This window comes from Xanthomonas sp. NCPPB 2586, from assembly GCF_041475775.2.
GTDB lineage: Bacteria > Pseudomonadota > Gammaproteobacteria > Xanthomonadales > Xanthomonadaceae > Xanthomonas > Xanthomonas campestris.
This window is the reverse complement of sequence record NZ_CM192981.1, coordinates 4,009,690-4,021,894: the sequence shown is the minus strand read 5'-3', so window position 1 is coordinate 4,021,894 and position 12,205 is coordinate 4,009,690. Positions and strand designations below refer to the sequence as shown.

Annotated in this window: 9 protein-coding genes; 4 read left to right on the top strand and 5 right to left on the bottom strand. The window is 66.0% G+C overall.

The window, feature by feature from the left end; all coding sequences use genetic code 11:
* Positions 1-928 precede the first annotated feature (928 nt).
* Positions 929-2,140: a methionine adenosyltransferase gene (gene metK / locus ACCQ09_RS17620; RefSeq protein ID WP_011269998.1), complete on the bottom strand. Its 1,212-nt coding sequence runs from the start codon at positions 2,138-2,140 to the stop codon at positions 929-931.
* 234 nt (positions 2,141-2,374) lie between these two features.
* Here metK and ACCQ09_RS17615 point away from each other — a divergent pair, with 234 nt between their 5' ends.
* Positions 2,375-3,466 carry a metal-dependent hydrolase gene (locus ACCQ09_RS17615; protein ID WP_040941764.1) on the top strand — a complete coding sequence of 364 codons (1,092 nt, stop codon included), beginning with the start codon at positions 2,375-2,377 and terminating at the stop codon, positions 3,464-3,466.
* Between the two features lie 149 nt (positions 3,467-3,615).
* On the opposite strand, the gene dusB is transcribed toward ACCQ09_RS17615, so the two are convergent.
* From dusB to ACCQ09_RS17600, 3 genes are all read right to left on the bottom strand, one after another.
* Positions 3,616-4,614, bottom strand: coding sequence for a tRNA dihydrouridine synthase DusB (gene dusB / locus ACCQ09_RS17610; protein ID WP_040941763.1), 999 nt, complete (start codon positions 4,612-4,614; stop codon positions 3,616-3,618).
* Positions 4,615-5,224: 610 nt separating this feature from the next.
* Positions 5,225-6,181 (bottom strand): ribokinase, encoded by a 957-nt coding sequence (locus ACCQ09_RS17605; protein WP_011036000.1) that lies wholly within the window; start codon positions 6,179-6,181, stop codon positions 5,225-5,227.
* Positions 6,182-6,261: 80 nt separating this feature from the next.
* Positions 6,262-7,560, bottom strand: coding sequence for a NupC/NupG family nucleoside CNT transporter (locus tag ACCQ09_RS17600; protein WP_040941762.1), 1,299 nt, complete (start codon positions 7,558-7,560; stop codon positions 6,262-6,264).
* A gap of 575 nt (positions 7,561-8,135) precedes the next feature.
* Between ACCQ09_RS17600 and ACCQ09_RS17595 the strand changes: the two genes are divergently transcribed.
* On the top strand, positions 8,136-9,104 hold the full coding sequence (locus ACCQ09_RS17595) for a potassium channel beta subunit family protein (RefSeq protein ID WP_040941761.1): 969 nt from the start codon (positions 8,136-8,138) through the stop codon (positions 9,102-9,104).
* Between the two features lie 248 nt (positions 9,105-9,352).
* On the opposite strand, the gene ACCQ09_RS17590 is transcribed toward ACCQ09_RS17595, so the two are convergent.
* The gene (locus ACCQ09_RS17590) at positions 9,353-9,637 is read right to left on the bottom strand and encodes a hypothetical protein (RefSeq protein WP_162866339.1); all 285 of its coding nucleotides are present in this window, start codon (positions 9,635-9,637) and stop codon (positions 9,353-9,355) included.
* Between ACCQ09_RS17590 and hemP the strand changes: the two genes are divergently transcribed.
* Complete coding sequence (hemP, locus tag ACCQ09_RS17585) at positions 9,584-9,823, top strand: hemin uptake protein HemP (protein WP_011269995.1); 240 nt, start codon at positions 9,584-9,586, stop codon at positions 9,821-9,823. The two genes, ACCQ09_RS17590 and hemP, sit on opposite strands and share 54 nt — an antisense overlap.
* A 145-nt stretch (positions 9,824-9,968) precedes the next feature.
* A complete protein-coding gene (locus ACCQ09_RS17580) occupies positions 9,969-12,200 on the top strand; it encodes a TonB-dependent hemoglobin/transferrin/lactoferrin family receptor (protein ID WP_040941760.1) in 2,232 nt (743 codons plus the stop codon).
* The last annotated feature ends 5 nt before the right edge of the window (positions 12,201-12,205 follow it).

Sequence of the window (12,205 nt, the reverse complement as noted above, 5' to 3'; positions counted from 1 at the left end):
CTGAGTGCCAGCATTCTTTAAAGGCATGGACGGATTCTGTTTTCCAGTCTCGGCTGCCAACGAGAGCTACTGATGCGCGCATGCATTTCGGCATCGAACTCTTGCAGGATAGGGGCTGCGTAGGCACCTACACCGACTAACAATGGGCATGCCCAGCCCGTTACTTGCGCAGCGTCTTTGATGACGGATGCGCGTGCGCAATCCCCGGTAGCTCCCGTGCGCGAAGTTGGTCGATACGCGCGGCGCCGCATCCGGGAGCGGGACACGCCGTGAATCCGTCCATGGAGGCTCGGTAGCGGCATCCATGCCGCTACACGGTCCCGCTCCCGGACGCGACGCCGCGCTGCCAAGCCGTGCCATGGCTGGTCGCACCGCAAATATCTCTTCGATCAAGCGCGACGTGTCCGAATTCCGCTGTTTATCAGGGCGGCATCGAGGCGAATTTTTTGCCGACGAAGGTCGTGCTCCAAACATCGCTACGCCGATACGGAACAGATCGGTCTGCGCCAACAGGCTGGCCGCCATCAGCGCGACGTGTCTGTGGCCGGTGACGCCGCTACGTTGGCGATCGCCTGGAAACCCGGCAACGCCGTTCCTTCCGCCATCGACCACAACCGGCGGTGCTTGTGCACGTGCCGGCGCGGGGCCCTATGCGGCATGGATGCCGCGTGGAAGCGTACATGGGCTTACTTGCGGCGTGTCCCATGCCGACATGCGTGCAGGCGCGCTCGCTATCCGAAGCCGTCGCACATCACTGCCAGGCGTCGCGCGTAAGACTGTGCGGTGTACGGAACTGCACCCGAAGACGGGACACGCCGCGCCTGCATCGCCACAAGCTCGCCAACGACGTCCATGCCGCCAAAACGCAAATGGGCCGCATCAGCGGCCCATTTGCATTACCAAGCACGCTCCCGTGGGAGCCGCTGGCTTACTTCAGCTTTGCAGCAGCGCGCAGGGCCTCTGCACGGTCGGTCTTTTCCCACGAGAACGACGTTGCGCTGTGCTGCGCGCCGGTGCCGTCGGTGTAGGTGAAGTCCTTCGGCTTGCGGCCGAAGTGACCGTAGGAGGCGGTCTGCTGGTACATCGGGTGGATCAGGTCGAGCATCTGGATGATGCCGAACGGACGCAGGTCGAAGTGCTTGCGGATCAGCTTCTCGATCAGCTCATCGGCGATCTTGCCGGTGCCGAAGGTGGTGACCGAAATCGAGGTGGGCTCGGCCACGCCGATGGCGTAGGAAACCTGCACTTCGCAACGGTCGGCCAGGCCGGCCGCCACGACGTTCTTGGCCACATAGCGCGCCGCATAGGCTGCCGAACGGTCGACCTTGGACGGATCCTTGCCCGAGAACGCGCCGCCGCCGTGACGGGCCCAGCCGCCGTAGGTGTCGACGATGATCTTGCGACCGGTCAGGCCGCAATCGCCCACCGGGCCGCCGATCACGAACTTGCCGGTCGGGTTGATGTGGAACTTGGTGCCCTTGTGCAGCCACTTGGCCGGCAGCACCGGCTTGAGGATTTCCTCGCGCACCGCTTCGATCAGGTCCTTCTGCTTGACGCCCGGATCGTGCTGGGTCGACAGCACCACCGCGTCGATCGCGGTGGCAACGCCGTCTTCATAGCGCAGGGTGACCTGCGACTTGGCATCCGGACGCAGCCAGGACAGCGCCGAGTTCTTCTTCTTGCGGATCTTGGCCTGCTGCTCGACCAGGCGGTGCGACAGGTGGATCGCCGCCGGCATGTAGCTGTCGGTCTCGTTGGTGGCATAGCCGAACATCAGGCCCTGGTCGCCGGCACCCTGCTGTTCGGGGTTCTTGCGGTCCACGCCCTGGTTGATGTCCGGGGACTGCTTGCCGATCAGGTTCAGCACACCGCAGGTCTCGCCGTCGAAGCCGACATCGGAGCTGTTGTAGCCGATATCCAGGATCACCTTGCGGGTCAGCGCTTCCAGGTCGATCCAGGCACTGGTGGTCACTTCGCCGGCAACGATCGCCACACCGGTCTTGACCATCGTCTCGCACGCCACGCGGGCACGCTTGTCCTGGGCCAGGATGGCATCCAGCACTGCGTCGGAGATCTGGTCGGCGATCTTGTCCGGATGGCCTTCGGAGACCGATTCGGAGGTGAACAGGTAGCTGGACATCAGGCTTATATCCCTTAATTCGGATGAAAAGATGGGTGCGGATGATACACGCCCACGGTGACCGTTGCATTGTGCGCCTGAACGGGCATCGGTGGGGTTAAGCCACGTCCATCGGTCGCATCGGCCAGGGCGAGGGTAGGTGATTTGCACCTGCATGCGGGGCCGGTGTCAGACATCCCCGCGTCGGGCTTCGGCGGCACCGCGCAGGCAGGTTCGGCCTGCTAGCATCCGGCGATGGATTCCTTGACCCAGATCGTACTCGGCGGCGCGATTGCCGCCGCCATCGCGCCGGCCGGTCAGCGCCGTGCGGCCTTGCTGGCCGGCGCTGCGCTGGGCACCTTGCCCGACATCGACTCGCTGGCGCTGCTGCCGCTCACCGACGACCCGGTCACCCTGATGACCGTGCACCGCAGTGTCAGCCATTCATTGTTCGTGCTGCCGCTGGTGGGCTGGCTGATCTGGTGGCTGTTTCGGCGCTATGGCGACGGCCGCGTGGCCAGTGCGCCCAAGCGTTGGTTCTGGGCGATCCAGCTGGCCTTGATCACCCATCCGCTACTGGATGCCTTCACCGTCTACGGCACCCAGCTGTGGTGGCCGCTACACCCGCATCCGGCCATGTGGTCGAGTGTGTTCATCATCGACCCGGCCTACACGCTGTGGCTGCTGCTGGCCTGCGCGGTGGCCTGGTTTGCGCGCGCACGGCCGCTGGCTCAGCGCGCGTTGGTTGCCGGGCTGGTGCTGAGCTCGGCCTACCTGGGCTGGTCGCTGCTGGCCAAGCAGTTGGTCGACCAGGAGGCCGACCGCGCGCTCGCTGCGCTGGGGCTGGGCGATGCGCCGCGCTTCTCGGTGCCGATGCCGCTCAACACGCTGCTGTGGCGCGTGGTGGCGATGACCCCGAATGGCTACGTGATTGGCGAGCGTTCGCTGGTGGCCGATAGCGGCCCGATGCAGTTTCGCGGCTTTTCCAGCAACACCCAGGCGCTGGGCGAGGTGGCCGCGTTCGACTCGGTGCGCCGGCTCACCTGGTTCAATCGTGGCTTCATGCGCGCACGCCTGGTTGACGACGACCTGATGCTGAGCGACCTGCGCATGGGCCTGGAGCCGGACTACAACTTCAACTTCGTGGTCGCCCATCGTGATGATGGGCGATGGAAGCCGATCGTGCCGCGCCAGGTCCAGGCGGCGTACCGTGCGCCGGTGGCGCGCGACCAGATCGGCGCGGTGCTGGCACAGATGTGGCACCGCATCTGGCACGCGCCAACCGGCAAGGCGCTGACCGGCGATCTTGATGACAGCGCTGCGCCGGCCTCGGCCAAGGTCCAATAACACCGGTCTCGTAGCGGGTTTCATGCGGCTGCGCGGCGCATGGGTGATGTGTCACGCATGCCGATGCGATCAGGTGTGGCTGCATCTGCGGAAACGTGACGTGCGCTGCGCGCAGTCTCGGCGCGGAATCGCAAACACGGCCAACTGGCTCAGGCAGCAGCGTGCAGCGGCGGCGGCACGCCGGCAATCAAGGCGTCGAAGTAATCACGGGTCAGCGCCAGCTGCGCCTCGGGTGTTTCGGCGCGATTGACCACTGCGCGGAAGTCCGCACTCTGCGGATGATCCTTCGCATACCACCCCAGATGCTTGCGCGCGATGCGCACGCCCTGCGGCTGCCCGTAGAACGCGTGCAGCGCTTCCAGATGCCCGAGCAAGGTGTCGCGCACGAAGGCCAGCGACGGTGGCGGCAGCAAGGCGCCGGTCGCCAGATAATGCGCCACCTCGCCAAAGATCCACGGCCGGCCCTGCGCAGCGCGGCCAATCATCACCGCGTCCACGCCGGTGTCGCGCAGCACCTGCGCGGCCTTCTGCGGTGAATCGATATCGCCGTTGGCGATCACCGGAATCTGCAGGGCGGCCTTGATCTGCGCGATGGTGGCGTACTCGGCCGTACCGGTGTAGTGCTGGTCGCGGGTGCGCCCATGCACGGCCAGCGCCGCGATGCCGCAATCCTGCGCGATGCGTCCGATGGTCGGACCGTTGCGGTGGTCGCAGTCCCAGCCGGTGCGGATCTTCAAGGTCACCGGCACATCGACCGCACGCACCACCGCGCTCAGGATGCGTGCCACCAGTTCTTCATCGCGCATCAACGCCGAGCCGGCCCAGGCATTGCAGACCTTTTTGGCCGGACAGCCCATGTTGATGTCGATCAGCTGCGCGCCGTGGTCGACGTTGTAGCGCGCCGCTTCGGCCAGCTGCTGCGGTTCGGTACCGGCAATCTGCACGCTGATCGGATCCGGCTCGCCGGCATGGTCCATGCGATGCAGGGATTTGCGCGTGCCCCAGAACCGCGGATCGGAGATGGTCATCTCCGACACCGCCAGGCCCGCACCCAGCCGCTTGCACAGCAAGCGGAACGGCTTGTCGGTGACGCCCGCCATGGGGGCGAGGATCACCTTGGGGGCGATGGTGTAGGGGCCGATCTGCATGCGGGCATTGTAGCTGGGGTGGGTAAGGGAGTCGGGAATGTGGATTAGGGAATCGTAAGAGCGCTTGCGGGCTTCTGCCTGAGCGATTGCTAGGAGTCGTTCGAGCGATGTCGGCGTGATTGGCAAAGTGCGACGTGTAGAGGACGACAGTGGCGGGAGTATTGGTTGGCCGTACCTCACTCCAACTGTGCTGTGGAGTTGACTGTCTTCCGTCGTACCCTCACCCCAACCCCCGCTTCGCGCCCCTGCCCGCGCTTGCGGCGCGGGCGCTCCAAGGCACACGCGCCAATGGCGCGAAAGCAGCGCCTTTTCGCCCCGCGGGGAGGGGGCTTCTCCATCCTTCTCCCCTCGGGAGAAGGTGGCGCGTCAGCGCCGGATGAGGGTACGGGCGCCCGACGCTGCATCATGCCTCGCCTCCTTACCCGAGCGACTGTCCGAGGAAGAAGACCGAAGTTCCGCTGGGAGCGCGGTTCGCAGCATCCGTCGGCAGACAGGTCTCAACATGCCGTTCGCCAATCAAAAACAGTCTCTAACATGCAGGCCAACGTCCTGAACGCAGAAGGCGACCGCATCGCTGCGGTCGCCTTCGTCGTCGCGTAAAGCGTGCGGCTCACACCGCCGGTTCGGGCACCATGCGTGGCATCGAGGTCGCCGCGCCTTCCACTTCGGTGGAGCGTGCGGCGTAGCGCGTGGCAAAGCGCACGTGGGTGATGAAGCTGGCGTTGGGCGAGTGCGCCAGTGAGGCCACCAGCGCGCCGTTGAAGGCATCGCCCGCACCAGTGGTATCCACCGTCTGCGCGCTTTCTGCGCCCACGCGGTAATGCGCCTGGGTGTCGCCGCGCAGCTGTTCTTCGGCGTGCGAAATGAAGGCGCCCACCGCGCCCAGCGTCACCACCACGGTGCCGCCCGGCAGCAGCTTGCGGCACAGCGAATGCAGCGTATTGCCGTCCAGCGCCGCCACGTCGTCGGCGTTGATGCGCTCGCCAACGTGGCGGCCGAGCAGCGCGGCGAATTCGGTCTCGTTCGGCGTCAGCACGTCGGAAAGCTTGAGCAGGCTGATCGAGGTCGGCGCGTTGGCCGGCGCGGCGTTGAGCACGGTGAGCACACCGCATTCGCGTGCCAGCGCCAGCGCTGATTCCACCGTTTCGGCCGGCGATTCCAGCTGCGCCAGCAGCACGCGTGCCGAGGTCACCAGCGCGCGCTGGTTGTCGACAAACCCGGCGCTCAGCACCGAATTGGCGCCGGCACCGATCACGATGGTGTTGCGGCCATGCGCGTCGACATAGATGCCGCCGGTGCCGGTGGGCTCATTGCTGGGCTCGGCGATCAGCGCAAACCCGTCCTGCGCGGCCAGCGAACGCGCCAGTGCGCCGCCGGCATCGTCGCCCAGCGCGCACAGGAAGTGCGTCTTGGCGCCGGCACGTGCGGCCGCAACCGCCTGGTTGAACCCCTTGCCGCCGGGACCGGTGCTGTAGCGACCGGCGATGGTGGCGCCCGGCGCGGGCAGGGCATCACAGCGCCACACGTGATCGACATTGAAGGACCCGACAACGACGACCGAACTCATAAATACCTGCTTGCTTGAATGACTAAGATGACACTTGGCGTGCGGTGATTAGACCGGCACGCCGATGAACCGGCGCCGCCTCACCCGAAGTGCGACAGCACCCCGGCAATGGTACCGGTCATGAACGTGGCGATCGAACCGCCGAGCACCGCGCGCAGGCCGAACTTGGCCAGATCGTGACGGCGTTCCGGTGCCAGGCCGCCGATCCCGCCGATCTGGATCGCGATCGAGCTGAAGTTGGCGAAGCCGCACAGCGCATAGGTGGCGATCAGCCGGCCTTCTTCGCTCAGGCGCACGCCGGGCACCTGGCCCTTCACGATCTGCGACAGCTCGGTGTAGGCGACGAACTCATTGATCACCACCTTCTGCCCGATCAGCGAACCGACCGTGGTCGCGTCCGCCCACGGCGTGCCGATCACCCAGGCCACCGGTGCGAGCACGTAGCCGAAGATGGTCGACAGGTTGGTCGGGCGGCCCAGCGCGGCGGCCGCGCCGGTGATCTCGCCCAGCCAGGTCAGCGGTGCGTTGATCAGCGCGATCAGCGCAATGAAGGCCAGCAGCATCGCGCCGATGTTCAGCGCCAGCCGCAGGCCATCGCCGGCGCCGGCCGCGGCCGCGTCGATGACGTTGCTGGTGGTCTTTTCCACTTCCATCTTGACCGTGCCGCGGGTCAGCGGGGTGCCAGTTTCCGGCACCAGCAGCTTGGCCACCACCAGCGTTGCCGGCGCGGCCATGATGCTGGCAGCCAGCAGATGCTTGGCGTAGAACGCCTGCTGCGCCGGGTCGCTGCCACCGAGCATGCCCACGTACGCGGCCAACACGCCGCCGGCGATGTGCGCCATGCCGCCGATCATCATGGTCAGCAGCTCGGACTGGGTCATCTTCGGGATATACGGGCGCACCGTCAGCGGCGCCTCGGTCTGGCCGATGAACACGCTGGCGCACACGCTGGTGGTTTCGGCGCCGGACACGCGCATCACCTTGGTGATCGCCCACGCCATCGCCCGCACGATCACCTGCATCACGCCCAGGTGGTAGAGCACGCCCATCAGCGCGGAGAAAAAGATGATGGTGGGCAATACCTGGAACGCAAAGATGAAGCCGTAGCTGTCGATGTTCATCAGGTTGCCGAAAATGAAGGTGGACCCCTCATTGACGAAGCTCAGCACCTTCACGAACCCCTTGCCCAGCGAGTCGAACACGTCGCGTCCGCCCGGCACCAGCAACACCAGCGCGGCGAACGAGATCTGCAGCAGCAGGCCAGTGGCGACCAGCTTCCAGTCGATCGCACGGCGGTTGGTCGAAAACAGCCAGGTAATGCCGATAAGCACCACCAGACCGAACAGGCCGAACCCGATCCTCCCCAAACCTTCGACCATTCCAATCCCCGGGCTGCTGACGGCAAAACGAGAAGCCTAGAGCAGGGGGTGTCGGTGGGCAAGGCGAGGGGTGTTCAGACGCCGCCGCCGGCCGCAGAGCGTGGCGCATCGGGCAGGGCGATCGCGCCCGATGCCGCAGTGCCGTCGGCCGTGCGCAAATCGGCCGGTACGCTGCGGGTGCTGGCGCATGGCGTGAAGGGGGGAATGCGGCGCGCTGATGGCCTCCAAGAGCGTGCGTTCGAGTGAGCGGAGCATGTGTGCAATCAAGCGAAATGCCTTGAAGCGCCGAGGTGACGCCTGGAAGACGTGGAGGTGGATGCCGGCAGCCGCGCATGCGTGCAACCCGGACCCACATCCAGGCGGCGTCCGCCTGCTGGCCACCAAGCTGCCCACACATCCGGGCAGCCCCGTCTCGTCACATGCCTGGCTGGCTCGCAGCCAAGCTGCAACGCTGCACCCGATTCCCGATTCCCGATTCCCCAATCCCCAATCCCCAATCCCCAATCCAACGCCATCTCCTACACTGCGCACGCCGGTCCGGGGCGCGGTGCGCCGGAGGCTGCTGGAGTCTGCCAATGCATTACCGTCGTCTGGGATCCACCGGGCTGCAATTGTCGGCCTTGTCGTTCGGTGCCTGGGTCACCTTCGGCAAGCAGATCGGCCGCAGCGAGGCGCGCAACCTGATCGCTGCAGCGTGGGACAACGGGGTCAATTTCTTCGACAACGCCGAGGTCTATGCACGCGGGCGCGCCGAGGAGGTCATGGGCGATGTGATCGGCGACCTGCGGCTGCCGCGCGATGGCTACTGCGTGTCCAGCAAGGTGTTCTTCGGTGCGGTGGACGACCCGCGGCCCACCCAGCGCGGGTTGTCGCGCAAGCACGTCACCGACGCCTGCCATGCCGCGTTGCGCCGGCTGCGGGTGGATTACCTGGACCTGTACTTCTGCCACCGGCCCGACCCGGACACCCCGATCCAGGAAACCGTACGTGCCATGGACGCGCTGATCCGCCAGGGCAAGGTGCTGTACTGGGGCACCTCCGAGTGGAGCGCCGAGCAGCTGCGCACTGCGCTGGAGATCGCCGCGCGCGAACACCTGCATGCGCCGGCGATGGAGCAGCCGGAGTACAACCTGCTGCACCGCAGCCGCCTGGAGCAGGAATACGCGCCGCTGTGCGAGGCCGGCCTGGGCACCACGATCTGGTCGCCGTTGGCCTCTGGCCTGTTGACCGGCAAGTACAACGCCGGCGTGGATGCCGACAGCCGCCTGGGCCAGCCCGGCAATGCCTGGCTGCAGGACGAAGTGCTGGGCACGCCGGAAAGCCGACGGCTCGAGCGCGCGCGTGCATTCAGCGCCGTGGCGGCCGAGCTGGGGCAGTCGCCGGCGCGGCTTGCCATCGCCTGGTGCCTGCGCAACCCGCATGTGTCCACGGTGATCCTGGGCGCCAGCCGGGTCGCGCAACTGGAAGAAAACCTGGCTGCATTGCAGACCCTGGAGCAGGTGGATGCCGCCGGCTGGGCGCAGGTGGACGCGGCGACGCGGTGAAGCGGCACGGCTGAGACGTCGCAGCGCTTGGTGGCGGTGTTGGGGTCCTGGCGAGCGGGTGGTTTGTTTCCGGAACGGCTTGGCCGCTGGCGTCGAGCGCATCGTGCCGCCCAGGCCGGTTTGGACGCACGCACGGCCTGCGCGCGTCCCCAATTCCGCCCGCAGACCCGGCGCTGAGCGGCTGTGCCGGTCAGCTGGTGCGAGCGCTGCGCGCCGCATCGATGACAAGCCGTACATCGTTGCCACAGTTAGGTGGCCATGACCGCAAGGAAGCCAAGTCCGGGGGCAGCGTCATTGCCTGCGCACTGCCGCCATCCAGGTCTCGTCGCCGCAAGCCCGATGGGGCATACGAGATGCGCTTCATTGCGCACACGTACGCCAAAATGCCGAGCTTCGATTGACAGTTCCAATCGAAAAACATGACCCAATGCAAAGATCCAGCCATCCAAATGAGAATGGCTCTTGATCAATAAATGAGAATGGTTATTATTTGTCTGGCCAACCGACTGGAGATCCAGATCATGACCGCTCATCCCGTGCTGCTCCGCTCCGAACCGGTCAACCTGCGCGACCGCGCTGCGCCGCGTGCCGTTCCTGCCGAAGACCTCTTCAGCAGCGAGGCGCTGCTCAAGGGCCGTCGCGAAGTGCTGATCCAGCATGGCGACCGCATCTATCGCCTGCGCCACACCAGCAACGACAAGCTGATCCTGACCAAGTAAGTCCTGGCGAAGGCCGCGCCTGCGCGCGCCTTCCGCTGCCTGCCACGGGCGTTGCCATCGCCGTCCGTGCGTTCTCTCTCCACCCTCGGCTAACGGTCGCGGCGATTGCCGTCTGCGTGGCCGAGGGTTCTCCCAAAGGTTACCGATGATCCGCCTGCATCCGCTGGTGGTTGCGCTGTCACTGGCGCTGCCCGTTGTTCCCCTGTGCGCCATTGCTGCCGAAGCCGATGCCGGCGCTGCCGCGGCGCGCGACGTGCATGACTTCGACCGTCTGCAGGTCACCGCCACGCGCACCCAGCGCGCCTTGGTGGAGGTGCCGGGCACCGTGGATGTGATCGACCGCGAGCAGCTGGACAACCAGTTGGTGCGCGAGCTCAAGGATCTGTTCCGTTACACGCCCGGCGTGTCGGTCACCAGCACCAGCGGGCGCTTCACCGGTGCCAGCGGCGTGCGCATCCGCGGTCTGGATGGCAACCGCGTGGCGATCCTGGTCGACAACGTGCCGGTGTCGGACACCTTCAATTTCGGCAGTTATCTCAACGCCAACCGCAATTTCGTGGACCTGGAAACGCTCAAGCGGGTCGAGGTGGTGCGTGGCCCGGCCAGTTCGCTGTATGGCTCCGATGCACTGGGCGGCGTGGTGGCGTTCGTGACCAAGGATCCGTCGGATTACCTCAGCGCCGACAAGCACAGCTATGTGGGATTGAAGTTCGGTTACGAAGGCGACTGGAACGGCCTGTTCGCCGGCGCCACCGGCGCGTTCGGTGGCGAGCGCTGGAGCGGCATGGTCGCGGTGAGCCATCGCCAGGGCCAGGAAGCGCAGAACCAGGGCGATAACCGCGCCCGCAACTACACCCGCACCGCACCAAATCCGCAGCAGGTCGATGGCCGCAGCGTGCTGGGCAAGCTTGTATATGCGCCCAACGCGCAGCAGCGCTTCAAGCTCACCGTGGAGGGCAATGAGGACGACGGCCGCATCGAGGCGTTGAGCGGTATCGATGCGCGCAGCCCCAGCGCATCGCAACGCATCCTGTCGCAGGACGGCCGCGACCATCAGACCCGCGCGCGGGTGTCGCTGCGCCACGAACTGGATGCGCTGGATACCGCGCTCGCCGACGACCTGTTCTGGCAGCTCTACCGCCAGGACAGCGCAAGCCTGCAGCGCACCGACGAGTTGCGCGGCAACAACACGCGCCGGCACAACGAACATCACTTCGACCAACGCGTCTACGGCCTGCTGGTCAATGCGCACAAGGCGATCGACACCGGCACGCTGCGGCACGACATCACCTACGGGCTGGAAGGCTCCTGGACCGACACCCGCGAGAAGCGCGATGGGTATTCGCTCAACCTGGCCAACGGTGCGGTGAGCAAGCTGGTGGGGCAGGACCTGTTCCCGGTGCGCGATTTCCCGATGAGCGAGACCACCAAGCTGGGCGTGTACGCGCAGGACGAAATGCGGCTGCTGGACGGGCGGTTGTCGCTGATTCCCGGCGTGCGCGTGGATTATTTCCGGCTGTCGCCGCGCGTGGATGACATCTTCCGCCAGGACAATCCGGGCGTAGCCGCCGAAACCATCGACGAGCAGCAGGTGTCGCCCAAGTTCGGCGCGGTGTGGCGGTTTTCGGATGCGTGGTCGGCGTATGCCAACTATGCGCACGGGTTCCGCGCGCCGCCGTACAACGACGTCAATATCGGCTTCACCAATCTGCAGGCGCGCTACACCGCCATCGCCAATCCGGACCTGAAATCGGAAACCAGCCGCGGCGGCGAACTGGGCCTGCGTTTCAATGACACCGTCGGCTACCTCGGGGTCAGCGTGTATTACACCGATTACCGCAACTTCATCGAATCGTATGCGCCGGCCGGCGTCAACGCCGAAGGCTTGCTGCTGTTCCAGTCGCGCAACGTGGACGATGTGGTGATCAAGGGTGCCGAGGCGCGTGCCGGTGTCGACCTGGGCGCGCTGGCCGGCTGGCAGGGCTGGTCGGTCAATAGCGCGGTGGCGTATTCGCAAGGCGACAACCTTACCGACGACACGCCGCTCAATTCGGTCGACCCATTGCGCGGCACGCTGGGCGTGGCGTTCGACAGCGAGCGCTGGGGTGCGGAAGTGATCGGCACGTTCGTGGCGCGCAAGCGCCGCCCGCAACTGGCCAGCTATTACACGCCTGCCGGTTACGCCACGCTGGACCTGATGGGCCACTGGGAATTCGCACCGGGTGCCAAGGTCACCGCCGGTATCTTCAATCTCGCCGATCGCCGCTATGTCGACTGGAACGCGCTGCCCAACGGCACGCTGGACAGCAGCACGGTGCTCGATCGCTTCACCGGCGCCGGGCGTACCGCCTCGGTCAGCCTCGCTGTGAGCTGGTAGCGGCC

Coding starts and splice junctions, on each gene's coding strand:
- metK (WP_011269998.1), bottom strand. CDS start 2,140: ATGTCCAGCTACCTGTTCACCTCCGAATCGGTCTCCGAAGGCCATCCG.
- ACCQ09_RS17615 (WP_040941764.1), top strand. CDS start 2,375: ATGGATTCCTTGACCCAGATCGTACTCGGCGGCGCGATTGCCGCCGCC.
- dusB (WP_040941763.1), bottom strand. CDS start 4,614: ATGCAGATCGGCCCCTACACCATCGCCCCCAAGGTGATCCTCGCCCCC.
- ACCQ09_RS17595 (WP_040941761.1), top strand. CDS start 8,136: ATGCATTACCGTCGTCTGGGATCCACCGGGCTGCAATTGTCGGCCTTG.
- ACCQ09_RS17600 (WP_040941762.1), bottom strand. CDS start 7,560: ATGGTCGAAGGTTTGGGGAGGATCGGGTTCGGCCTGTTCGGTCTGGTG.
- ACCQ09_RS17580 (WP_040941760.1), top strand. CDS start 9,969: ATGATCCGCCTGCATCCGCTGGTGGTTGCGCTGTCACTGGCGCTGCCC.
- hemP (WP_011269995.1), top strand. CDS start 9,584: ATGGTTATTATTTGTCTGGCCAACCGACTGGAGATCCAGATCATGACC.
- ACCQ09_RS17590 (WP_162866339.1), bottom strand. CDS start 9,637: ATGAGCGGTCATGATCTGGATCTCCAGTCGGTTGGCCAGACAAATAAT.
- ACCQ09_RS17605 (WP_011036000.1), bottom strand. CDS start 6,181: ATGAGTTCGGTCGTCGTTGTCGGGTCCTTCAATGTCGATCACGTGTGG.